Origin of the sequence: Peribacillus sp. FSL K6-1552 (assembly GCF_038005205.1) — a bacterium.
In the GTDB taxonomy this organism is placed as follows: Bacteria; Bacillota; Bacilli; order Bacillales; family DSM-1321; genus Peribacillus; species Peribacillus butanolivorans.
The window spans coordinates 1,752,889-1,776,725 of record NZ_JBBOST010000001.1; the positions used below are offsets into that span (position 1 = coordinate 1,752,889).

The following is a 23,837-nucleotide window of genomic DNA, read 5'->3' on the forward strand; positions in this document are numbered from 1 at the left end:
AGAGCAGATTCGGATATATACGATCATCCTATATCCGCTTAAAAGCTTATGTTGTAATAGAAAAAATTCCACTTCATCTTATTTGTGGGATGCAAAGAGGAGGGGCATGATGAAATTTTATACGATTAAATTGCCAAAAGTTCTGGGCAGTTTGGTAAGGGCTATGCTCGGAGCGTTTAAAAAAGGCTGATACTTATCTCCATAACACCTCTCTATTTTGGGGGGTGTTATTTTTTCGGAATTATTGGAGGACAATGAAAAGAATAGGCAAGCCATTAATGGGTGATGACTTTTTTGAATGAGGACTAGGCCAGATCAAATAAAGCATACCCATTAAAAATGCAGCCATTTCAAATAAAAAGGCATCCTGAGAGGATGCCGTAACATTATACGCGTTCTACTTTGCCCGATTTAAGAGCTCTTGCAGAAACGTATACACGTTTAGGTTTACCGTCAACTAAAATACGTACTTTTTGAAGGTTAGCGCCCCATGTACGCTTGCTAGCGTTCATTGCGTGAGAGCGGCTGTTACCAGAACGAGTTCTTCTTCCAGTGATTACACATTTACGTGCCATGTTAAATTCCCTCCTAACTACAACAAGCTTAAGTTTTTCAAAGTCGTCTTAAGTCTTTGTAAAATACTTTAATAATTTATCATACCTACCGTGAGAATGCAATACTTCAGTTAATTACTTTCAAGAAAAATACCTTGACATACATACTTTAAAATTGAATTATAATAAGAACCGTAAGACATTTACTTTTAAAACAATAGACATTATAGTAAAATGTCTTTAGTTGATTTGATTTTTGGGAGGGAAAAGAAAATGTCTATCGAATTACAAACAAAATATGGACAAATTGATATCTCTAATGATGTGATCGCTACTGTAGCCGGCGGCGCAGCTGTGGATTGCTACGGAATTATAGGAATGGCTTCCAAAAAACAATTTAAAGACGGCATTGCCGAAATTTTAAGAAAAGAAAACTTTACAAAGGGTGTAATAGTGCGTCAAGTAGAGGAAGAAGTTCATATCGATATGTATATTATCGTGAGTTATGGAACTAAAATCTCGGAAGTTGCACATAATGTGCAATCAAAGGTAAAATACACTCTGGACAAAACGGTCGGATTAGCTGTTGAATCCGTTAACATTTTTGTACAGGGAGTTCGTGTGACGAACCCTTAAGCAATAGGAGGAAAGTTTTGTGTCAATTACAAGTTTAAACGGAAAGCGCTTTGCAGAAATGATCATTCAAGGAGCCAATCATTTAGCAGCTAATGCCCAAATGGTTGATGCATTGAATGTTTTCCCTGTTCCGGATGGTGATACTGGAACAAATATGAATTTATCAATGACTTCCGGAGCGAAGGAAGTACAAAATAATGTGCAGGAACATATCGGGAAAGTGGGTACTTCTCTTTCAAGAGGCCTATTAATGGGTGCACGCGGTAATTCTGGGGTTATCCTTTCACAACTTTTCCGAGGTTTTGCTAAAGCGATTGAACATAAATCGGAAATTAATAGTGAAGAATTTGCCCAAGCTTTTGATGCAGGTGTTCAGACAGCGTATAAAGCCGTTATGAAGCCTGTTGAAGGTACCATTTTAACGGTTGCGAAAGATGCTGCCAAGCAAGCGGTTTCATCAGCAGCTAAGCACCAGGACCTTATTCAGGTAATGGAGGAAATCGTAACTGAGGCAAATGCTTCACTAAAACGCACACCTGATCTTCTTCCTGTATTAAAAGAAGTGGGAGTTGTTGACAGTGGCGGACAAGGGTTGGTTTTCGTGTATGAAGGCTTCCTTGCTGTATTGAAAGGTGAAGCTCTTCCTGTCCGATCAGCAAACGGTCCAAGCATGGATGATTTGGTCAGTGCCGAGCATCACATGAACGTACAAGGACATATGAACACTGAAGATATCGTGTTTGGCTATTGCACAGAATTCATGGTCCGATTGGAAAGTGACAAGCTGGCTAACAAATCGTTTGATGAAGAAAAGTTCCGCAACGATTTAAGTGAATACGGAGATTCATTATTAGTCATCTCTGATGATGAAGTTGTAAAAGTACATATTCACTCAGAACAGCCTGGTAACTGTCTTAATTATGGACAGCAATATGGTAGTTTAATCAAGATGAAAATCGATAATATGCGCGAACAGCATACAGCGATTGTTGGTGAAACGAATGCGTCGCTTCAAATGAAGCCAAAATCGAAAGAAAAATACGGTGTTGTGTCGGTAGCTATGGGCACAGGTATCAGCGAGCTATTCAAAAGCATCGGTGCTAAATCGGTTATTGAAGGCGGACAAACGATGAACCCTAGCACAGAAGACATTGTTAAAGCAGTCGAAGAGGCGCATGCCGAACATGTCATCATCTTACCTAATAATAAAAATATTATTATGGCTGCCAATCAAGCTGCAGATGTTCTGGGAGATTATGTGACTGTTATTCCTACGAAGACAGTGCCACAGGGCATGGCTGCATTGTTGGCTTTTAATCCATCACAAGATGCTTCTGAGAATAAAAAGGCGATGATTGAAGCCCTTTCACATGTGAAAACGGGTCAGATTACTTATGCTGTCCGGGATACGAACATTGATGGCCTTACAATCAAGACCGGAGACTTCATGGGAATCGATGAAGGAACTATCAAAGTGAAAGATAAAGACAAATCTCAGGCAGCAAAGGACCTTCTTTCTGAGATGATCAATGAAGATTCCGAAATCCTGACCATTTTATATGGAGAGGATGCAACTAAAGAAGAAGTAGAGGACCTTGTTGCATTTTGTAATGATAATTTTGAAGACGTTGAAGTTGAAGTCCATAACGGAAAACAACCGTTATATTCTTTCATTTTTTCAATTGAATAATTAAGGCATCATTAAAATAAGGGACTGATCCGTCGCTTTGTTATGATACTGTAAGAATAAAAGGCAATAAACTGCATATGTCATTAGGCTATGCAGTTTATTTTTGCGATATTAAGGATAATAAACAGCTTTGATGGAGCGACTGTAAATTTGGGTACTATATAAATAACTCCCAGCGTGTTCCTTTGAGTTCAGTTCTAAAGAAGGAGGAGTAGATCATGAAATTTAGAAGTGTATTTGATATCATTGGCCCAGTAATGATTGGTCCTTCTAGCTCTCATACAGCAGGAGCTGCAAGAATCGGTAGGGTAGCCAGGAATTTATTCAACAGAGAACCAAAATGGGCCCTTATTTCCTTTTATGGTTCATTTGCCCAAACCTATAAAGGCCACGGAACAGATGTAGCCATTGTAGGAGGCCTGCTTGATTTTGATACATTTGACGAGAGAATCAAAGAATCTCTTGAAATAGCTCGTAAAAAGAAAATGAAAATTACTTTTCGGGAAGAAGAAGCCGTCCCGGAACATCCTAATACTGCGAAAATAACGGTGGGAGATGATGATGGTGAGCTTGAGCTTGTCGGAATATCGATTGGTGGGGGTAAGATCGAGATTATCGAATTGAATGGGTTTAAATTGAGGCTTTCTGGCCATAACCCTGCAATACTGGTTGTTCATGATGACCGCTTTGGTGCAATTGCCAATGTTTCAAACATTTTAGCTAAGCATCAAATTAATATTGGCCAGATGGAAGTGTCCCGCAAAGAGAAAGGGAAGATGGCTTTGATGACCATAGAAGTGGATCATAATCTAGAAGACCTTGTCATCGATGAAATTGCAGCACTCCCTAACATTACTCAAGTGGCAAGGATTGTCGATTAATAGGGCAATCGTTTCCACTTAGGAAGGAGAGGATAATATGTTTCGAAATGTAGCGGAATTAGTAGAATTAGCAGAATCAAAGCAGAAAAAAATATCAACTCTCATGATTGAACAGGAAATGGAAGTAACGGGTAAAAGCCGTGATCAAATTATCGATCAAATGGGAGTTAACTTGGATGTGATGGAACAGGCTGTTGAAAAGGGACTGCAAGGTGTACGTTCTGTTTCAGGCCTTACAGGTGGAGATGCAGTTCTTCTTCAGAATTACATTAAATCTGGAAATGCTTTATCAGGTGAACTGTTGTTGGATGCGGTCAGCAAAGCTGTGGCAACAAACGAAGTGAACGCAGCTATGGGGACTATCTGTGCAACACCCACTGCAGGTTCTGCTGGTGTGGTACCTGGCACCCTTTTTGCTTTGCAAAATAAATTAAAACCGAATCGGGAACAGAAAATTGAGTTTTTATTTACAGCAGGTGCGTTTGGTTTTGTTGTAGCGAATAACGCATCCATCTCTGGAGCGGCAGGAGGTTGCCAGGCGGAAGTCGGCTCGGCTTCGGGTATGGCGGCTGCAGCTATCGTTGAATTGGCGGGAGGGACGCCAGCACAAAGTGCAGAAGCGATGGCAATTACTCTAAAGAATATGCTTGGTCTTGTGTGCGACCCGGTTGCTGGGCTCGTGGAAGTACCGTGTGTGAAGCGAAATGCAATGGGTGCAGCAAATGCAATGGTTGCCGCTGATATGGCGTTAGCAGGGATTACAAGCCGGATACCGTGTGATGAAGTCATCGATGCGATGTACAAAATCGGACAAACGATGCCGTCAGCTCTGAGAGAAACAGCACAAGGAGGTTTAGCGGCTACACCGACTGGACGGGAGTTGGAAGCAAAGATCTTTGGCTTGCCGCTAAATAAAAAGTGAACGTTGCTTTACAGGAACCCATAACAGCAGTTAAAGGCATTGGGGGTGAAACGGCTGCGGCCTTGCAGGAAATGGAGATCCATACCGTCGTAGATCTCCTTGAACATCTTCCCTATCGCTATGAAGATTATCGATTGAGAGATTTAGAAACGGTTGAACATGATGAGAGGGTTACTGTAGAAGGGAAGATTCATACGGTTCCGACTTTAGGTTACTTTGGGAAGAAAAAATCCAGGCTGACGATCAAATTACTTACAGGCAGATATTTGATAAATGTCATTTTTTTTAATCAACCTTATCTGAAACCGAAGCTTACGATTGGCGAAACCGTCACGGTGACTGGAAAGTGGGACCGACATCGCCAAACCATTACTGGTTCCGAATGTCATGTCGGGGACCATAGTCGGGAAAAAGAGTTCGAACCCGTGTATTCAGTAAAAGGAAATATTACTGTAAAAGGGATGCGTCGCTTTATCGCCAATGCTTTTTCTCAATATGGGGCCATGATTGAAGAAAATTTGCCACCACAGCTCTTGGCCACATACAAACTGATGCCGCGTAAAGAAGCTCTTCGCATGATGCATTTTCCTATATCGGCTAATGATGTCAAACAGGCCCGACGCCGTTTTGTGTATGAAGAATTTTTATTCTTTCAATTGAAAATGCAGGCGCTTCGTAAAATACAGCGTGAGCAGTCAAAAGGAACTGGCCAGGACATTGAGGGAGAGCAAGTGAATACATTCATAAAAACCCTACCTTTTCCTTTAACAAACGCTCAAAATAGGGTCGTTGAAGAAATTTTAAATGACATGAAATCTCCTTACCGGATGAACCGTTTGCTTCAAGGGGATGTTGGGTCAGGAAAAACGGTGGTTGCCGCTGTTTGCCTAAATGCAACGATTTCAGCTGGTTTCCAAGGCGCACTTATGGTCCCAACTGAAATTTTGGCTGAGCAGCACACTCAATCATTGAAGGCAATGCTAGAACCCATCGGAGTAAAGGTAGCCTTGTTGACGAGTTCGGTGAAAGGCAAGAAGCGCAGAGAACTATTACAGAATCTTGAATCAGGGGAACTAGACCTTTTGATAGGAACTCATGCATTAATCCAGGATGAAGTGAATTTTAGGAACCTCGGTCTTGTCATAACCGATGAACAACATCGTTTCGGGGTGGAGCAGCGTCGTATCCTTCGTGAAAAAGGCGAAAATCCAGATGTTCTATTTATGACGGCAACACCAATTCCGCGTACGCTTGCGATTACTGTGTTTGGAGAGATGGACGCTTCGACCATTGACGAAATGCCGGCTGGACGCAAAGCTATTGAAACGTATTGGGCGAAGCACCAAATGCTTGATCGGATTTTAACTTTTGTGGAAAAGGAACTTAAGCAGGGTAGACAGGCATACGTCATTTGTCCTTTAATTGAGGAGTCGGAAAAGCTTGATTCTTTACAAAATGTTCTTGATGTTCATGCAATGATGACACAGTACTTTGCGAACCGTTATAAAGTAGGGCTTATGCATGGGCGTTTGCCAGCGGATGAAAAAGACGAAGTAATGCAGCAATTTAGTTCCAATGAAGTGCAAATTCTTGTCTCGACAACGGTTGTCGAAGTTGGCGTAAATGTCCCTAATGCAACGGTGATGGTTATTTATGATGCTGAACGCTTTGGTCTATCCCAGCTACATCAGTTGCGAGGGCGAGTAGGACGGGGAAGTGATCAGTCTTTTTGCATTCTTCTTGCTGATCCTAAGACAGAAGTCGGCAAAGAACGAATGAAAATCATGACAGAGACAAATGATGGCTTTGTCCTATCCGAGAAAGATTTAGAACTTCGAGGCCCCGGGGACTTTTTCGGCAAAAAACAAAGCGGGCTTCCTGAGTTCAAAGTAGCCGACATGGTCCACGATTACCGGACCCTAGAAGTTGCTAGGACAGATGCCGCAAAATTGATTGCCTCCCAAAGCTTTTGGCATTCACCAGAATATGCACCTCTAAGGGCTTATTTAGAGAGAACAGGCGTATTAACTGGAGAAAAGCTGGATTAATGAATAATAAAGAAATCCATTAACAGATTGCGAGAATTTCTACAATATCTTGCAATCTGTTTTTAAAATATATATACTACTATTAGTACCTAGTCATAATACTACGGATGGTGACCTTCAAATGCGAAGAAACAAGAAGGAACGCCAGCAATTATTAATCGAAACGATTAAACAGAATCCTTTTGTAACGGATGAGGAGCTGGCTGAAAAGTATTCGGTGAGCGTCCAAACAATTAGGCTCGACCGTCTTGAATTATCGATACCGGAGCTTCGAGAACGTATTAAAAACGTGGCCGAGAAAAAATTCAGTGACGAAATTAGAGCTTTGCCTTTGGATGAAATCATCGGGGAAGTAATTGATCTTAATTTAGATGAAAATGCAATTTCTATTTTAGATATAAAAAAAGAGCATGTCTTTAAGCGGAATGGAATTGCAAGGGGACATCACCTTTTTGCCCAAGCAAATTCTTTAGCTGTCGCGGTTATCAATGATGAACTGGCATTAACAGCGAAAGCATCCATTTTATTTACTCGTTCTGTTAAAGAAAATGAAAGAGTGGTAGCTAAAGCGAAAGTTAAAAACGTGGACCACACTACAGATCGTTCCGTGGTGGAAGTTAGAAGCTACGTGGGAAATGAACTGGTTTTTAAAGGCGAGTTCGATATGTATCGCTCTTAACTTTCAAGAAAAGGATGAAAGAACATGAAAATAACGATAGATGCAATGGGTGGCGATAATGCTCCCAAGGCACAGGTGTTAGGGGCAATGAAAGCTGTCGAGGCCTTTTCCGATGTAGAAATAACCTTGGTAGGCAATAAAGCTGAAATTAGCCCATACTTAACGGAACATGACCGGATAAGTGTTATACATACAGAAGAAAAGATTTTAAGTACCGATGAACCAGTTCGTGCAGTTCGCCGCAAGAAAAGTGCTTCGATGGTATTGGCAGCTCAACAGGTGGCTGACGGAGAGGCAGATGCATGCATTTCTTCCGGTAATACAGGTGCATTAATGGCTGCAGGCTTGTTTGTTGTCGGTAGAATAGAAGGAATTGAACGTCCTGCATTGGCTCCGACTTTACCGACAATCGATGGAAAAGGTTTTGTTCTTCTTGATGTAGGTGCGAATTCCGATGCGAAACCGGAGCATCTGCTTCAATTTGCCATAATGGGTTCTGTATATGCAAAAAAAGTACGCGGTATTGAAAAGCCCCGCGTCGGACTTTTGAATATCGGGACTGAAGAAAAAAAAGGAAATGAACTGACGAAGCATGCTTTCACATTGCTGCAGCAATCATCAGAAATTTCCTTTATCGGTAATGTAGAAGCAAGGGATCTCCTTAACGGACCTGCAGATGTAGTCGTAACGGACGGCTTCACTGGCAATATGGTATTGAAGACCCTTGAAGGTACGGCTATGAGTGTCTTTAAAATGGTAAAAACAGCGTTGATGAGCAATCTGAAGAGTAAGATTGCTGCAGCACTAGTGAAACCGGAACTAAAAGGCATTAAAAATAAAATGGATTACTCGGAGTATGGTGGTGCCGGCTTATTCGGTTTGAAGGCACCTGTCATTAAGGCGCATGGATCTTCCGATGCGAACGCTGTCTATAATGCAATCCGCCAGACACGTGATATGGTTAGCCATGACGTCATTCCGACCATTGCGAAGACGATAGAAAAAGATCAATAATTTATAGAGGTAGGGGATTAACTGATGGGTAAAATTGCTTTTGTCTTTCCAGGACAAGGTTCACAGTCAATAGGAATGGGTCAGAACTTATTTCAGGAAAACGAACGAGCTCAGCAAATTTTCCGAACAGCGGATGAAAAACTTGATTTTCCACTTTCTGAGCTTATCTTTAATGGACCACAACAAGAATTAACGGTAACCTACAATGCGCAACCCGCATTATTGACTACAAGTTATGCCTTTGTTAGGGCGTTAGAAGAAGAAGGCATCAAACCCGATTTTACGGCAGGACATAGTTTAGGAGAATATACTGCATTAGTAGCGTCAGGTGCAATTTCTTTTGAAGATGCCGTTTATACTGTCCGTAAGCGTGGCGAATTCATGGAAGCTGCGGTACCGAATGGTCAAGGCTCAATGGCTGCGATTCTAGGAATGGACCGTGAAGCACTTACTGAAGTAACTGCTGAAATTACTGCAACAGGGGAATCTGTTCAATTAGCTAATATAAATTGTCCGGGACAAATCGTCATTTCAGGGACTACAGAAGGCGTAAAGCTGGCTAGTGCAAAAGCAAAGGAAAATGGAGCAAAGCGGGCACTTCCACTTGAAGTAAGCGGGCCGTTTCATTCAGAATTGATGAAACCAGCGGCTGAAAAATTACAGAAAGTACTTGATGAAGTGAGCTTTCAACAAGCGGAAATACCAGTGATTTCAAATGTAACGGCAAGCCCTATTACCGCTCCGGCAGAAATTAAAGAAAAATTAATTGAACAGCTGTACTCACCAGTACTTTGGGAAGATTGCGTTAAAAAACTACTTGAATTAGGTGTTGATACGTTCATCGAAGTAGGCCCTGGAAAAGTATTAGGCGGATTAATAAAGAAAATTGATCGTTCTGTTAACATTTACTCAGTTTCTGATCTAGATACTCTAACTAAAACAGTTGAAGCATTGAAGGGGGCATAAGCATGATCTTAGAAGGTAAAAAAGCACTTGTAACTGGAGCGTCCCGTGGTATTGGCAGGGAAGTTGCTTTAGAACTTGCTCGACAGGGAGCAGATGTTGCTATCAATTATGCTGGTAGCGAATCGAAAGCCAATGAAGTGGTAGGTGAAATCAAGGCATTGGGCCGTAAAGCATTTGCGATTCAATGTGATGTTGCAAATAGTGAATCGGTAACAAGCATGATCAAAGAGGTCGTCGAACAGTTTGGCCGAGTAGATATTCTAGTTAATAATGCTGGTATCACACGTGATAACCTACTGATGCGGATGAAAGAAGAAGAATGGGATTCAGTCATTAATACAAATTTAAAAGGTGTGTTCCTTTGCACAAAAGCAGTAACTAGACAAATGATGAAGCAACGTAGCGGAAGGATCATTAATATGGCATCAATCGTCGGCGTTAGCGGAAATGCAGGGCAGGCTAATTATGTAGCGGCCAAAGCTGGTGTGATCGGCTTGACTAAAACTACAGCCAAGGAACTTGCATCAAGAGGGATTACGGTCAATGCGATTGCTCCAGGCTTTATCTCGACGGATATGACAGGGGAATTGCCTGAAGATGTCCAAAAAGCGATGCTGGATCAAATTCCACTGGCCCGTTTTGGTGACCCTAAAGACATAGCTGCAGTGACGTCTTTCCTGGCTTCAGATGCAAGCAAATATATGACTGGACAAACTCTTCATGTTGATGGCGGCATGGTTATGTAGATTTTCTTTGATTTTTTTCAAAATTAATTTATAATGTTTTGAGGGGAGGTGAAAACATTGGCAGATGTATTAGAAAGAGTAACTAAAATCGTTGTAGATCGTTTGAACGTTGAAGAATCAGAAGTGAAACTTGAAGCTTCTTTCAAAGAAGATCTTGGTGCCGATTCCCTAGATGTAGTCGAACTAGTTATGGAATTTGAAGACGAGTTTGATATGGAAATTTCGGACGATGATGCTGAAAAAATCGCCACAGTAGGTGATGCTGTGAATTACATAAAAAGCACTATGTAATGAAATGTCCTTTGACTAAAAGCTCCGTTTTTTAACGGAGCTTTCTCTTATACTTAAAGAAGCCTGAAGCAGCGGCTGATTTTAAGGGAATAAGTATACATCCAACTGAGCCTCCGTCTGCCTAGCTGTAAGCCGGCCGGCTAGTTTTCATTAAGCGGATTATACTGTATGATGGTACATAGGAAGGCTTGACAGGAATTCCTGCCAAGTTTCTTTTTATATATTGGAAAAATATGTTTTTTTGAACCGTTGTGGAGGGTTTTGTGTGATACGTAGGAACGGAAATAATCGTAAACCATCAATCAAAGATAATAAATTTAAACAGTTACAAGAAAGTTTAGGTTTCTATTTTCAAGATGAAAATTTATTGAAACAAGCTTTTACACATTCATCTTATGTGAATGAGCATCGCCGTAAGCCTTATGAAGATAACGAAAGGCTTGAATTCTTAGGAGACGCTGTACTTGAACTGACTATATCTAAATACTTGTATCAAAAATATCCGATGATGAGTGAAGGGGAGCTTACAAAATTAAGGGCAGCCATTGTCTGTGAGCCATCACTTGTTGCCTTTGCCAATAGTCTTTCTTACGGGGAATATGTATTACTTGGAAAAGGGGAAGAAATGACAGGCGGAAGAGAACGTCCTGCCATGCTTGCGGATGTATTTGAAGCTTATATAGGGGCTTTGTACCTCGATCAAGGATTAGAGCCAGTTGTGCAGTTTTTGAAAAATGTTGTATTTCCGAAGATAGACGAGGGTGCTTTTTCTCATGTGATGGATTATAAGAGCCAGCTTCAAGAGCTCATACAGAGAGATGCTATCGGTGTCCTGCAATATAAAATTTTGCATGAAAAAGGGCCGGCCCATAATCGTGAATTTGTTTCGACTGTCTCTTTGAATGGAGAAGATTTGGGTTCTGGAGTAGGAAAATCGAAAAAAGAAGCGGAGCAGCATGCTGCCGAGCACGCATTGATCGTTTTAAAAGAAAAAAGCTCAACAAGATAGTTGAACAGTAGAGGAGGAAAGGTCATGTTCCTCAAACGCTTGGACGTTGTAGGATTTAAATCTTTCGCAGATAAAATTTCGATTGATTTTGTACCTGGTGTCACGGCAGTGGTTGGACCAAACGGAAGCGGTAAAAGTAATGTGACCGACGCAGTCCGATGGGTACTTGGAGAGCAGTCTGCAAAATCGCTGCGTGGTGCAAAAATGGAAGATATCATCTTTTCAGGAAGTGACACGAGAAAAGCGTTAAATTTTGCAGAGGTTTCCTTGACCCTTGATAACGAGACCAATACCCTGCCGATTGACTTTCATGAAGTCAGTGTAACAAGACGGGTGTATCGATCGGGTGAAAGTGAATTTTTCATTAATAATCAAGGTTGCCGACTGAAAGATATCATTGAATTGTTTATGGATTCTGGTCTTGGTCGCGAAGCATTTTCTATCATTAGCCAAGGGAAAGTAGAAGAAATCCTAAGCAGTAAGGCAGAAGAAAGACGTGTTATCTTTGAAGAAGCAGCCGGCGTCTTAAAATATAAAACAAGAAAACGTAAAGCTGAATCGAAGCTAACGGAAACACAGGATAACTTAAACCGGGTCCATGATATTCTCCATGAATTAGAGGGCCAAGTGGAACCGTTAAAAATTCAATCTTCTCTCGCCAAGGAATATTTGGAGAAGAAAGAGGAGCTTGAACAAATAGAAGTAGCTTTAACCGTTTTTGAAATAGAAGAACTTTATGCAAAATGGGAAAGCTTGTCCCAAGAACTTGAAAAACATAATGAGATGGAGCAACAAATGGGTGGCCAGCTTCATGAGCGGGAAGAGCATCTCAAAAATGTCCGGGGCAATCTAGCCACACTTGAGACATCAATTAATGGACTTCAGGAAATACTGTTGAATGCAAGTGAAGAGCTTGAAAAGCTTGAAGGCCGTAAAGAAGTATTGAAAGAACGAAAAAAAAATGCTGCCCAAAATAAGTCACAGCTTGAAAAAGCGATCGTAGAAGGCGAAGCAGCGGTTGAGCGTTTGTCTTTACAAAAGGAAAGAGAAACGGAAATTCTAAATGCACTCAACTCCGAAGTAAAGGGCATACAAGAAATTTTACATGAAAAGCAAAAAAGCCTAGGCCTATTCAATAGCGATATTGAAGCCATGATCGAAGTGAAAAAGAGTGACTACATCGAGTGGTTGAACAAGCAGGCATCGGCAAAAAATGAAAAGCAATACCTGCTTCAGCAGCTTACACAGCAGGAACATAAAAATGCCAAGCTTGATCAGGAAAACGAAAAGTTTTTAAAGGAAAGAACAGATATCACCGCAAAAAAAAAGGAATATACACAGCTGATGGAAAAGGTGACCAAGCAGCTTGAAGACCATGTTTCTTTTTTCCGAAATCAGCAGAATAAACTAAATGCAGCAAAAGATACGTATCAAAAACAAGAAACTACACTATATAAGGCCTATCAATTCCTACAACAAGCAAAATCACGCAAAGAGCTGCTTGAAGAAATGGAAGAGGATTATGCAGGCTTTTTTCAAGGTGTTAAAGAAGTTTTAAAAGCGAAAGAAACCCTTCGAGGCATTGAAGGGGCAGTTGCAGAATTAATTAAGGTTCCAAAGGAATATGAAACGGCCATTGAAACGGCACTGGGTGGAGCGATGCAGCATGTGGTTGTAGAGCGCGAAGAGCATGCACGTGAAGCCATCTCCTTCCTGAAGAAAAATCGGTACGGCCGAGCGACTTTCTTGCCTTTATCAGTCATAAAAGGAAGAGAGATTTCACCGAACCAATTATCGATGCTGAAAAACCATGCTGCTTTTGTCGGGACTGGTTCATCATTAATCCAATATGATGAAAGACATGCAGCAATCGCGGCAAACCTACTTGGCACCGTCATTATCACGACAGATTTAAAGGGTGCTAATGACCTGGCAAAAATGGTACAGCACCGTTTCCGCTTTGTAACGCTTGAAGGGGATGTCGTCAATCCAGGTGGTTCAATGACAGGTGGAGCGCTAAAGCAAAAAACAACCTCTCTGCTTTCAAGGAAAACTGAATTGGAAGAACTGCACCAAAAACTTGCCGCCATGGAATCGAAAACGAACCAGCTTGAAAAGCAGGTCAAACAGTTTAAAGTGGATGTTGGTGTTCAAGAGCAAACGCTTGAACAAACCAGAAAAGCAGGTGAAACCCTTCGTTTACAAGAACAATCCCTAAAAGGTGAACTTCGTGAAGTGGAGCTGCAGGAAAGAAATGTGAATGATCGTCTGCATCTTTATGATTTGGATAAAAATTCATATTTAGAAGAACAACAGCAAAAAACAGCTAGACTGGAAGAATTGGAAGAGCTCTTGGATTCATGTAAAACTGAAATTGAAGAGCTTGACCGATTGATTGCTGATATGACGAAACAAAAACAATCTCAACAAACCTCTAAAGAGAGCCTTTCTGAAGAAACAAATGAGTTAAGAGTTACATTGGCCTCTAAACGTGGACAGCTACAAAACCAAAAAGAAAAGATGGAGCGCCTTGAATCGGATCTTGCAAAAGAAACAAGCAGACTTGCTGAAAATAAGGATGATTTGGGACTCTTGACTAATGAAATGACTGACAGTTCGAGTGGAGAAGAAACACTTGAGGATATGGCACAGCAGAAATTGCTTGATAAAAATAGAGCAATTGAAGAAATTTCCGTGAAAAAACAAGAAAAAGCCGAAATGCAATCGCAGGTTGAAGCGTTTGAAATATCCTTAAAAGAGGAAAGCCGCCTTTATAAGGGTATTGTTGAAGTGATTAAGGATGAAGAGGTTAAACTAACCCGACTCGATGTGGAATTAGAAAATCGACTAGACCATTTACGCGAAGAATATACGCTATCCTTTGAAGGGGCTAAAGAACAGTATCCATTGGTGATGCCTGTAGAAGAAGCTCAAAAGAAGGTGAAGCTCATCAAACTTGCCATCGAGGAATTAGGGACGGTTAATTTAGGGGCGATTGAGGAATACGCGCGTGTGGCCGAACGCTATGAGTTCCTTCTTAGCCAAAAGGAAGATCTTCAGCAGGCGAAAGATACATTATTCCAAGTTATCGATGAGATGGATGATGAAATGAAACGCCGCTTTGCGGATACCTTCTATGCAATTCGTGAAGAGTTTGAGCAAGTCTTTAAAGCGTTGTTTGGCGGGGGTAGAGCTGAGTTGAAGCTGACAAATCAAGATGATTTACTTAATACGGGAGTAGATATCATTGCTCAGCCACCGGGGAAAAAACTGCAGAATTTAAGTCTCTTATCCGGTGGAGAACGAGCGTTGACCGCGATTGCACTTTTATTCTCCATTTTAAAAGTTCGACCAGTGCCTTTCTGTATCCTTGATGAAGTCGAGGCAGCTCTTGATGAGGCGAACGTAGTACGTTTCAGCCAATTTTTAAAGAAATTCAGTAGGGAAACACAGTTTATCGTGATTACTCATCGTAAAGGTACGATGGAGGAGGCAGATGTCCTCTATGGCATTACGATGCAGGAGTCAGGTGTCTCCAAACTCGTTTCCGTCCGCATGGAAGAATCAGAGAACTTTGTAGAAGTATAAATTCATGAATTAGAGGAAGTGGGACAATGAGTTTTTTCAAGAAGCTAAAAGAAAAATTTACGACCCAGGAAGAAAAAGAAGTAGAAGTATCCATTGGCGAAAAATTTAAGCAAGGTTTAACTAAGACGAGGAATTCCTTTACTGGACGGGTTAATGAACTCGTTGCCCGTTACCGGAAAGTGGATGAAGACTTTTTTGAAGAACTTGAGGAAATCCTCATCCAGGCTGACGTAGGCTTTGATACGGTAATGGAATTAATCGATCAATTAAAAATGGAAGTGAAACTCCGAAATATCTCTGATACGAGAGAAGTGCAATCTGTTATTTCCGAAAAACTTGTCGAAATCTATCAAGGTGATGAGGAAGAGACATCAAGCCTGAACATACAAGAAGATGGTTTAACTGTCATTCTGTTTGTCGGAGTGAATGGGGTAGGTAAAACAACGACAATTGGTAAACTTGCTCATAAGTTTAAGGCAGAAGGTAAATCGGTTGTATTAGCAGCTGGTGATACATTCCGTGCCGGAGCAATTGAACAGCTCGAGGTATGGGGAGAACGTGTTGGTGTCAGTGTAATCAAGCAAGGAGAAGGTTCTGATCCTGCCGCGGTTATGTTCGATGCCATTCAGGCTGCTAAGGCACGTAAGGCGGATATCCTGATTTGTGATACAGCTGGTCGTTTGCAAAATAAAGTGAATTTAATGAAGGAATTGGAAAAGGTGAAACGTGTAATTGAACGTGAAATACCTGGTGCACCACATGAAGTGTTACTTGCTCTTGATGCAACAACAGGACAAAATGCACTTATTCAAGCGAAGACGTTCAAGGAAGCGACCAATGTTTCTGGAATAGTCTTAACGAAGCTTGATGGCACAGCGAAAGGTGGAATTGTCTTGGCAATCCGCAATGAGCTATCTATTCCCGTTAAATTTGTCGGGCTTGGTGAAAAAATGGACGATCTTCAGGAATTCGATGCTGAGAAATATGTATACGGCCTCTTTGCTGATATCATTGATAAAGAAGAAACTTAATATTTTTTGGTAGTCCGGAAGGGATTTTCTCTTCCGGATTTTTTTGTCAATTTTTTTGCGCATCTCCATTACTTTTCGAAATTCTCTTTACTTTTTTCCCAAATGCTGTATACTTTTTCAGTATTTGGTCGTCTATTTAATTAAAGAAAAGGGGGAGTCAGGTTGTTCAGAAAAATACAGGGAATAGCTGCTTGTTTATTACTTTTCAGCATATTTTTACATATGTTGGCGCCACAGGCAGAAGCAGCTGACCCGAAGATTAAAATATCGATTGAACCAGGTTTTGATGGATACATAAAGCGTTCAATGGCAATGCCAATGAAAGTGCAAATTGAAAATAAGGGAGAGGCCTTTAGCGGTACGCTTATGTTTCAATTTCAACCCACTTATGAGTACGGTGGGGCACAGGCCCTAAAAGTAGAGTTGCCAAAGGGAAGTTCGAAAACCTATTCGATTTCACTTCCGGGCTACACGGATGATAATTACAATGGAAACGTATTGAATAAGTCGATTTATCTCTATGAGGGAGATTGGCAGAATGGTAAAGAAGTAGACTATTCAGGTCCAAAGATATTAACACCGAAATATTATGATGAAAGTCAGGACATAATTGGTGTATTAAGTCAAAAGTACGACCGGTTGACTGAATTAAGGGTTTTGCCATCAACAGACTCCACGATGATTGAACTGACAAAGGAAGAACTACCAAGTCGTTCTATGGGCCTTGAAATGTTAAGTTATTTGATTATTGACGAATATGGAATTGCTGCTTTGGATGCAGCGCAGCAAGAAGCGTTAAAAGGCTGGATCAAATCCGGGGGTATTTTAATTGCTGGAGCATCGCCAAATGGAGCACAGCAATATGGATCTATTTATGATCTTCTACCGATGAAAATGGATAAAGAGGTTAAGCTTGAAACTGCCCTTTTTGCCAAAAAGGAAAAGGATAGGCCTTCCTTTAGCTATATACCTGGCTTTATTGGTGATGTAGAGAAGGGAGCGGAAATTCTCACAAAAAGCGGTGAATTTCCGGCAGTTGTGAAAAAACAGTACGGCAACGGAGTAATTGTTCAAACAGGCTTTTCACTTGGAGACCAGCCGCTAGCTTCATGGAAAGGGTATGGTACCTGGCTTGAAAAGATTTTAAATCAGGCAGACATAAACTCATTTTCTTCAACGGAAAATTTCTTGGAGCAGGCGCAATGGGAATTGAATGAGCCTAATAGCTATTTTGATGATACTACCTTATCGATTGGACAATTATTATTTCTACTGTGTGCTTACATCGTAATTATTGTACCTATTTTATATGTAGTTTTGAAAAAAATCGACAAAAGAGAGCATGCATGGTGGATTATTCCTTTGATTGCCTGTATCACGTCAGTCTTGACTTTTACTGTCGGGGCGAAAGACCGTCTTGCTCAGCCGCAACTGAATCAACTCGGAATCTATCATTCTAAGGATGGTCAACTTGTCGGACTTCAATCTGATGTCCTCCTTTCCAATAAAGGTGGGGATTATGCACTGTCTTTCCCAAAAAATGAGATGACTGCTTTGCCAATGACGCAGGAAAGCTTAGGAGGAAACATTAAACGGTCACCAATCCTTGAGGAAAAAGCGATAGATACGGAACTTATCTTTCCAAACGTTGAATATTGGTCAACTCGGTCATTACTTGGAAAAGTTTATAAAGGGAATGTTGGTCAATTCAAGACTGATTTGACAGTTGAAAATAAAACCTTGACCGGAACGATTCATAATGAAACACCATATGACTTTAAAGAATTGCTAATTATGTCAGGCCAAGAAAGAATTAATCTTGGTAAGTTAAAAAAAGGGGAAACGTTAACGGTTAAAGAAAAGTTGAAGGGAGACTTCTTGATTGAGCCTTATGCTGTGACATCAGGACCGATGAATAACTGGAACGCAGGACAAAAAATAGACCTCGATAAAATCCGAAGAGATCAATTGCTTTATGTAACGGAAACTTTTTTCTTTAGCGGGGTAAATGCCGGTACCGACCCTGTCATTGCTGGGGTGACCAGTGATTCAATCGTCGATATTAAAGTATCGAAAAAGCCAAAAAAGAATATAGATAACCTTATTTTTCAAACTTTCGAACCAGAAACAATTTTTTCTGGTGATGTAACCCTGTCGAAAGAAATGTTCAAAAGCTGGGTGGATGTCATCCGCGGTTCTTATGATGAAGAAGCAGGAATCGGAGAACATTGGTTTGAAATAGGCGAATATGAATATTTCAGTCAAGTTCCTTTAATCATGAAAGATCATTCGTTTAAAGCGAAGCAATTGTCGATTAAGTTCAGTAAACAAAAAATTCAATATGAACTCTATAACTTTTCAACTGAAAAATATGAACCTATACCTGCTGAAGAACGGTCTATTTCGATTGAAGGACAAGAAGAGATCTCTTCTTATATTTCAAAAGAAGGAGATATTCAAATTAAGATAATTAAAGAAAGCGAAGACGATTCAAGTTTAAGGGTGCCGGAAATCAATGTGAAGGGAGAAGTGACGAAATGATAGAGATTTTACAGTTAACGAAGAAGTATGGCAATTTCACCGCATTGGATCACCTGGACCTGCAAATTGACAAAGGAACCGTGTTTGGATTCGTCGGACAAAATGGTGCCGGAAAGTCAACGACCTTTTCCATCTTGGCAACCCTTCTTGCTCCAACGTCAGGTACCGCCTATATTAATGGCTACAATATTTCGAAGGAGCCAAAACAAGTACGCAGCCAAATCGGTTATATGCCTGATTTCTTTGGGGTGTACGATCAATTGAAAGCTGAGGAGTATTTGGACTTTTATGGTGCTAGCTATGGAATTCCCCTGTCGGAACGGAGTAAACTGATTCCTCAGTTGCTTGAACTCGTTAATTTATCCGATAAACGTGAGTCTTATGTTGACTTGCTTTCGCGTGGAATGAAGCAGCGACTATGTTTGGCACGGAGCCTGATCCATGACCCGGAGGTACTTATTCTTGATGAACCGGCGTCGGGCCTTGATCCACGTGCTCGGGTGGAAATGCGTGAGATATTAAAAGAGTTAAAGAATATGGGGAAAACGATTTTGATTTCATCCCATATTTTACCGGAGCTTGCTGAGATGTGTGATGTACTTGGCATTATCGATCAAGGGAAATTGAAAGCGCAAGGAACTGTTGTAGAAATTCAGCATAAACTTCAAGGCGAAAAGAGTCTTATCGTAAAAGTACATCAGGATGTTGAGCGTTCCATTGCTTTTTTTGAAGACAATCCTGACATTAGTCAAATCAGCGTCCATCTTGATGGGGAAACGATTCAGTTTTTATTCAAAGGAGATGCATTTGCCCAACAAAAACTGTTGAAGTCTTGTATGTTACAGGATTTGCCCATTGTCTCATTTGCTGAAATTGAGACGGATCTTGAGGACGTATTTATGGAAATTACGAAAGGGGTCGAACTGTCATGAAAAGCTGGCTGATGAATCCTGTCTTAAATAAAGAATTTAAACTGCGGTTTCGCTCTTTCAAAAGTTTTTTAGGTGTTTTATTTTATGTTCTTGCTATTGGAGCTATCGTCATTGGCATGATCTTTATCCAATCGCTATCCAATATAGGGGGGCATATTGATCCTGATTCAAGCCGGTCGATGTTCATATTTTTAGCGGTAGTTCAGTTAGCTTTGATTCTTTTCATTACACCAGGGCTGACAGCCGGGGTCATTTCTAGTGAGCGAGAGCGACAGACCTTGAATATTCTATTGACGACGTCGCAAAGCTCCACGGGTATTATTTTTGGGAAGTTAATTTCATCCATTTCCTATTTGTTATTGTTAGTGGTTGCTAGTTTGCCGCTATATAGCATCGTGTTTTTATTTGGCGGAATTTCACCCGCACAACTTTTAATGGTATTAGGGTTCAATGTTTTTACTGTCATCGTGTATGGCAGCATAGGCGTACTTTTCTCTACACTCGTACGTAAAACAATAGCCGCGATGGTAACCACTTATGGGGTCACATTGTTTTTAGTCGGGGGAACAGCCCTATTGATTTTGCTTTTCTCCAGCATGGCTTTAGGATTGCAGGGGAATTCTGTTACACCTACAACAAACCCTCTGCCTTATATAGCGGCCATGCTTAATACACCAATTGTCATGATCGGTTTCATCGAACCTACATACTCCGAGGAAATCCAGAAGTTAGCGGGCATTGATTTCCCCCTTTGGGCGGCACATTTGATCTGCTATACCTTACTGTTAATCGGCGCCGTTTTACTTAGCGTAAAGAAACTTCGGGTCGGTATGAAGGCTAGACGATGAAAAAGGAAAAAATAAGTGATGAAAGTCAGTTTCTCAAACTTCTAAAGCCAATTCTACAGCAACTTTTAATACAGTTGTTGCTGAAAGAGGGGCAGCTTCTGCTCCTTGCTGTGGCTGTTTGGTCATTTTTGCTGTTGTTTATAGCTCGCATAATGGTAATTCCATTTATTTTACGTTACTTTTTCATAGGTTTAATATGTTTGTTAGTATTTTTTCTATATAGAGTCGTAAAACGGAAGCCAGACAAAAAGATGGCAGCATTGTTGTTTAATAAATTTGTTCCGGATGACAGAGTCGTAACAGGGTTTGCTTTTTTAGGAAACGCTGGTGAACTTGAAACGCTGCAACTTCGAGATGCAATCCGTCATATGAAAATCCATCAAGAGAAAGTACTAAGCCGGAAGAAAAGGTGGTTCTATCCTAAATGGTTGACGTCAGCATTGTGCTTAGCGGTATGTGTGCTTCTGTTCATTTTTTATCCAAACAAGGAAATGAAAGAAGCACAGAAGTTGGAAAAAGAAGTGAAGATTGTTGAAGAAGTGAAAAAAGAGCTTGAAAAAAAAGCGAACGATTCTAAAGAACCGGCAGTTGAAAAGGCATTGAAAGAGGTAAAGAAAAAAATGGCCCTTGAGAAAGATGGCGAAAAGGCGCTTGAGGCCCTCGCTAAACAATCAAGTGAGCTGCAATTAAAAGAGATGAAGCAAAAAGAAAAGCAAAAACTCCTTGAAGAATGGCAGGAACTGACGAAAAAATCAGGATTTTCCGAGCTTGAAAAGGCACTTGCACAAAAAGATATGTCTAAGGTTGAAAAGGAACTGCAAAAGTTGAATGAAAAGTGGGATGAGCTTCCTGATGAGCAAAAACAGGCACTCGAGAGTTTGACAGAGCAGGAAAATCCATTAAGCGAAGAAGAATTAGAGGCACTAATCAAACAGTTGGAGGAAGCAATGAAGTCAGCCGAGCTTGTAAAGCAGCTAGCTGAGGTCAACCAAGCGGTCCACCAAGCGGGAACGCAACTTCAGAATCAACTGAGTCAAAATGGAATGCCTTCTTCTCAACTAGCCTTTACTAATAACAAGGGAGCACAGGGGAACAAGGCTGCCAACCAACCATTAGGTCAGCCCTTAACTTCAGCTTCTCCAAACGGGCAGCATAATTTACAGTCAGGTAACTCGGCTCCAAATCAACAGGGTCAAGGCGGACAAGGACAACAAGGGGGGCAAGGAGGACAACAAGGCGTCGGACAAGGCCAACAATCAGGACAAGGCGGTAATGGCGGTGGCGGGAAAGGAGGCACTAAAGGCGGAAAGGGTCAAGGACCGAGGGAAATGCTGACAATTCCCGAAATGACTGATGGGAAACAGAATACAGAAACCGATAACGGCCAGCTTGGTGAGGGAAGTGGCGAGGAAGAGGAGGCAGATGGCCCTGTATTAAAGGGGAATCTTCGAAATTATGAAGAGGTCTATCAGCAGTATGAGAATTCCTATCGCCAAAGTACTGAGAGGCTCAGACTGCCGTCAGATTTAAATAATCTTGTCAAAAATTATTTTAACAAGCTTGATCCGGAAAGGTAGTGGGAAAATGAACGAGAAAGAACAGCAATTTAATGAAGCAGCAGTGCTGATTGATAAGGTCAAGCGGGAGATTTCCCGTTTCATCGTTGGACAGGAGGAAGTGACCGAGCAAGTTTTATGGAGTATTTTTGCTGGCGGCCATGTGCTGCTTGAAGGGCTACCGGGACTCGGAAAAACGATGCTTGTTCGGACGATATCAGAATGCATGGATTTAGAGTTTTCTAGGATTCAATTCACACCGGATCTAATGCCATCCGATATTACGGGAACGATGTTGTTACAGCCTGATGAAGACGGGAAGCAACAATTTATTTTCCATGAGGGGCCGCTATTTTCGCATATCGTCCTTGCTGATGAAATCAACCGGGCGACACCAAAGACCCAAAGCTCGCTACTTGAGGCAATGGGTGAGAAAACTGTGACGGTGATGGGAGAAACGAAACAGCTTGAACAGCCGTTCTTTGTGCTTGCGACCCAGAATCCGATTGATATGGAGGGGACATATCCACTTCCTGAAGCACAGATGGACCGGTTTATCTGCAAAATTCATGTCAGTTACCCATCAAAGGAGGAATTGAAGCAGATTGTTCTTAGAACGACAGGCAAAGAAACCATTAGGATTGAAAAAGCAGCTTCAATTGAGGATGTCATATTTTTGCAGCAACTAGTAAAAGTGGTACTTGTCTCAGATGAAATGCTAGATTATGCGGTTTCCATTATTGCCAGTACTCATCCAAATACAGAGGAATCTCCGGAAGTAGTCCAAAAGTATGTGCAATTTGGAAGTGGCCCCCGTGGACTGCAAAGCTTAATAAAAATGGCAAAGGCAAGAGCTCTGTTTGCAGGACGCTATCATGTTTCTGCCGGAGACTTAAAGCAAACGGCTTATCCTGTATTAAGGCATCGACTTTTACTCAACTTTGAAGCGGAAGCAAGCGGGGTGCTGGCCGATTCCATCATTGCTGAAGTCGTTGAATCGGCGTACAAATTAGGTAAAGGACTGTCAGTGTGATGGGTTCTTATGCTTTTTTAGAAAGATTGCAGAAAAAAAGATTACTTGTGAAAACACGGAAACGTGGGATGCATAAAGGTTCAAGGAAATCGAGTGCGTTTGGCACCTCCCTTGAATTTTCCGATTTCCGGGCCTATCAACCAGGAGATGACGTGAGGCAAATAGATTGGAATGTCTATGGACGAACACAAAAGCATTATATTAAACGGTTCCTCGATGAACAAGAGTTGTCCGTAGCTATATATTTGGATGTGACCTCGTCGATGCGTGCTCTCCCGGATAAATGGGAGCTGGCACGCCAGCTTGCAGCTTCGTTAAGTTTTGTCGTCCTTGCTGGTGAGGACCGGCTGGCCTTTATTCCAGTTGCGTCCAAGACTGCCCATCCGATTCGCCGAAAGGGAGCGGTTCACCGAAAAGGCGTTTTTCGGGAGATTGCTAGATTAGAAGATACCGAGAAAAGTGGTCATTTTTATGATCAGTTGGGCAAGGTAATGTTGAAGAATCATCAGCTGTCAATCATTATTTCCGACGGTCTTGAGCCCCTTGATAAAGTGGAGGCGACCTTGAGGAAAATGCGTTCTGCAAAACAAGAAATCTGGTTCATTCAACTGTTGGGAAAAGAGGAACTAAATCCTGCTTTTAACGGAGACTTAAAACTGGTCGACAGCGAAATGGATACAGCAGTCAACGTAAGCATCCATCCTTCGCTCATTGGAAACTATCAGACTCGTCTTAACGAACATAACCAAAAGCTTGAAGGGGTATGCCGGAGTTTTGGCTGCCATTATATTCTTATCAGTGCTGAAACTGATATACAGACGATTTTATTTCAAGACTTTCCACGCCATGGGCTAATGAATTGAGGTGAAGAT

21 protein-coding genes are annotated in these 23,837 nt (G+C 41.3%); 20 read left to right on the plus strand and 1 reads right to left on the minus strand.

The annotated features are described in order from the left end of the window. Positions 1-109 precede the first annotated feature (109 nt). Positions 110-190, plus strand: coding sequence for a stage V sporulation protein SpoVM (gene spoVM / locus NST21_RS08510; protein ID WP_034313769.1), 81 nt, complete (start codon positions 110-112; stop codon positions 188-190). 196 nt (positions 191-386) lie between these two features. Here the strand turns inward: spoVM and rpmB are convergent, their stop codons facing one another. After that, positions 387-575 (minus strand): 50S ribosomal protein L28, encoded by a 189-nt coding sequence (gene rpmB, locus NST21_RS08515; RefSeq protein ID WP_034313767.1) that lies wholly within the window; start codon positions 573-575, stop codon positions 387-389. 252 nt (positions 576-827) lie between these two features. On the opposite strand from rpmB, the gene NST21_RS08520 reads away from it, so the two are divergent. The 19 genes from NST21_RS08520 (at position 828) to NST21_RS08610 (ending at position 23,828) form a co-directional block, all read left to right on the plus strand. Further along, positions 828-1,190 (plus strand): Asp23/Gls24 family envelope stress response protein, encoded by a 363-nt coding sequence (locus NST21_RS08520; protein ID WP_053345282.1) that lies wholly within the window; start codon positions 828-830, stop codon positions 1,188-1,190. A 19-nt stretch (positions 1,191-1,209) separates the two neighbouring features. After that, entirely contained in the window at positions 1,210-2,880 is a 1,671-nt protein-coding gene (locus tag NST21_RS08525) for a DAK2 domain-containing protein (RefSeq protein WP_056526657.1), read from the plus strand. A gap of 218 nt (positions 2,881-3,098) precedes the next feature. Then, complete coding sequence (gene sdaAB, locus NST21_RS08530) at positions 3,099-3,761, plus strand: L-serine ammonia-lyase, iron-sulfur-dependent subunit beta (RefSeq protein WP_056526660.1); 663 nt, start codon at positions 3,099-3,101, stop codon at positions 3,759-3,761. Between the two features lie 37 nt (positions 3,762-3,798). After that, positions 3,799-4,683: an L-serine ammonia-lyase, iron-sulfur-dependent, subunit alpha gene (sdaAA, locus tag NST21_RS08535; protein ID WP_053345285.1), complete on the plus strand. Its 885-nt coding sequence runs from the start codon at positions 3,799-3,801 to the stop codon at positions 4,681-4,683. Next, a complete protein-coding gene (recG, locus tag NST21_RS08540) occupies positions 4,680-6,731 on the plus strand; it encodes an ATP-dependent DNA helicase RecG (RefSeq protein WP_340888679.1) in 2,052 nt (683 codons plus the stop codon). Before sdaAA ends, recG begins: the two co-directional genes overlap by 4 nt. A 121-nt stretch (positions 6,732-6,852) precedes the next feature. Further along, a complete protein-coding gene (fapR, locus tag NST21_RS08545; RefSeq protein WP_340888680.1) occupies positions 6,853-7,410 on the plus strand; it encodes a transcription factor FapR in 558 nt (185 codons plus the stop codon). 24 nt (positions 7,411-7,434) lie between these two features. Then, positions 7,435-8,424: a phosphate acyltransferase PlsX gene (gene plsX / locus NST21_RS08550; protein ID WP_056526668.1), complete on the plus strand. Its 990-nt coding sequence runs from the start codon at positions 7,435-7,437 to the stop codon at positions 8,422-8,424. Positions 8,425-8,448: 24 nt separating this feature from the next. Further along, a complete protein-coding gene (gene fabD, locus NST21_RS08555) occupies positions 8,449-9,390 on the plus strand; it encodes an ACP S-malonyltransferase (RefSeq protein ID WP_340888681.1) in 942 nt (313 codons plus the stop codon). A gap of 2 nt (positions 9,391-9,392) precedes the next feature. After that, positions 9,393-10,136 (plus strand): 3-oxoacyl-[acyl-carrier-protein] reductase, encoded by a 744-nt coding sequence (fabG, locus tag NST21_RS08560; protein ID WP_056526674.1) that lies wholly within the window; start codon positions 9,393-9,395, stop codon positions 10,134-10,136. Positions 10,137-10,193: 57 nt separating this feature from the next. Beyond that, entirely contained in the window at positions 10,194-10,427 is a 234-nt protein-coding gene (locus NST21_RS08565; RefSeq protein WP_053345291.1) for an acyl carrier protein, read from the plus strand. Between the two features lie 268 nt (positions 10,428-10,695). Beyond that, entirely contained in the window at positions 10,696-11,436 is a 741-nt protein-coding gene (rnc, locus tag NST21_RS08570) for a ribonuclease III (RefSeq protein ID WP_053348012.1), read from the plus strand. Between the two features lie 24 nt (positions 11,437-11,460). Beyond that, positions 11,461-15,024, plus strand: coding sequence for a chromosome segregation protein SMC (smc, locus tag NST21_RS08575; RefSeq protein ID WP_340888682.1), 3,564 nt, complete (start codon positions 11,461-11,463; stop codon positions 15,022-15,024). A gap of 26 nt (positions 15,025-15,050) precedes the next feature. Beyond that, positions 15,051-16,055, plus strand: coding sequence for a signal recognition particle-docking protein FtsY (ftsY, locus tag NST21_RS08580; RefSeq protein ID WP_056526680.1), 1,005 nt, complete (start codon positions 15,051-15,053; stop codon positions 16,053-16,055). Positions 16,056-16,217: 162 nt separating this feature from the next. Next, a complete protein-coding gene (locus NST21_RS08585) occupies positions 16,218-18,596 on the plus strand; it encodes a hypothetical protein (RefSeq protein ID WP_340888683.1) in 2,379 nt (792 codons plus the stop codon). Then, positions 18,593-19,528, plus strand: a complete 936-nt coding sequence (locus NST21_RS08590) for an ABC transporter ATP-binding protein (protein ID WP_340888685.1) — start codon at positions 18,593-18,595, stop codon at positions 19,526-19,528. The genes NST21_RS08585 and NST21_RS08590 overlap by 4 nt, the downstream gene beginning before the upstream one ends. Continuing rightward, positions 19,525-20,376, plus strand: a complete 852-nt coding sequence (locus NST21_RS08595; protein WP_340888686.1) for an ABC transporter permease — start codon at positions 19,525-19,527, stop codon at positions 20,374-20,376. Before NST21_RS08590 ends, NST21_RS08595 begins: the two co-directional genes overlap by 4 nt. Further along, positions 20,373-21,953, plus strand: a complete 1,581-nt coding sequence (locus tag NST21_RS08600) for a hypothetical protein (protein WP_340888687.1) — start codon at positions 20,373-20,375, stop codon at positions 21,951-21,953. The genes NST21_RS08595 and NST21_RS08600 overlap by 4 nt, the downstream gene beginning before the upstream one ends. 7 nt (positions 21,954-21,960) lie before the next feature. After that, complete coding sequence (locus NST21_RS08605) at positions 21,961-22,965, plus strand: AAA family ATPase (RefSeq protein WP_340888688.1); 1,005 nt, start codon at positions 21,961-21,963, stop codon at positions 22,963-22,965. Then, positions 22,965-23,828, plus strand: coding sequence for a DUF58 domain-containing protein (locus tag NST21_RS08610; RefSeq protein ID WP_057213576.1), 864 nt, complete (start codon positions 22,965-22,967; stop codon positions 23,826-23,828). Before NST21_RS08605 ends, NST21_RS08610 begins: the two co-directional genes overlap by 1 nt. Positions 23,829-23,837 lie beyond the last annotated feature (9 nt).

Bases quoted from the DNA above. Each gene is read 5' to 3' on its own strand.
- spoVM (WP_034313769.1), top strand. From the start codon at position 110: ATGAAATTTTATACGATTAAATTGCCAAAAGTTCTGGGCAGTTTGGTA.
- rpmB (WP_034313767.1), bottom strand. From the start codon at position 575: ATGGCACGTAAATGTGTAATCACTGGAAGAAGAACTCGTTCTGGTAAC.
- NST21_RS08520 (WP_053345282.1), top strand. From the start codon at position 828: ATGTCTATCGAATTACAAACAAAATATGGACAAATTGATATCTCTAAT.
- sdaAB (WP_056526660.1), top strand. From the start codon at position 3,099: ATGAAATTTAGAAGTGTATTTGATATCATTGGCCCAGTAATGATTGGT.
- sdaAA (WP_053345285.1), top strand. From the start codon at position 3,799: ATGTTTCGAAATGTAGCGGAATTAGTAGAATTAGCAGAATCAAAGCAG.
- fapR (WP_340888680.1), top strand. From the start codon at position 6,853: ATGCGAAGAAACAAGAAGGAACGCCAGCAATTATTAATCGAAACGATT.
- plsX (WP_056526668.1), top strand. From the start codon at position 7,435: ATGAAAATAACGATAGATGCAATGGGTGGCGATAATGCTCCCAAGGCA.
- fabD (WP_340888681.1), top strand. From the start codon at position 8,449: ATGGGTAAAATTGCTTTTGTCTTTCCAGGACAAGGTTCACAGTCAATA.
- fabG (WP_056526674.1), top strand. From the start codon at position 9,393: ATGATCTTAGAAGGTAAAAAAGCACTTGTAACTGGAGCGTCCCGTGGT.
- smc (WP_340888682.1), top strand. From the start codon at position 11,461: ATGTTCCTCAAACGCTTGGACGTTGTAGGATTTAAATCTTTCGCAGAT.
- ftsY (WP_056526680.1), top strand. From the start codon at position 15,051: ATGAGTTTTTTCAAGAAGCTAAAAGAAAAATTTACGACCCAGGAAGAA.
- NST21_RS08590 (WP_340888685.1), top strand. From the start codon at position 18,593: ATGATAGAGATTTTACAGTTAACGAAGAAGTATGGCAATTTCACCGCA.
- NST21_RS08595 (WP_340888686.1), top strand. From the start codon at position 19,525: ATGAAAAGCTGGCTGATGAATCCTGTCTTAAATAAAGAATTTAAACTG.
- NST21_RS08600 (WP_340888687.1), top strand. From the start codon at position 20,373: ATGAAAAAGGAAAAAATAAGTGATGAAAGTCAGTTTCTCAAACTTCTA.
- NST21_RS08605 (WP_340888688.1), top strand. From the start codon at position 21,961: ATGAACGAGAAAGAACAGCAATTTAATGAAGCAGCAGTGCTGATTGAT.
- NST21_RS08610 (WP_057213576.1), top strand. From the start codon at position 22,965: ATGGGTTCTTATGCTTTTTTAGAAAGATTGCAGAAAAAAAGATTACTT.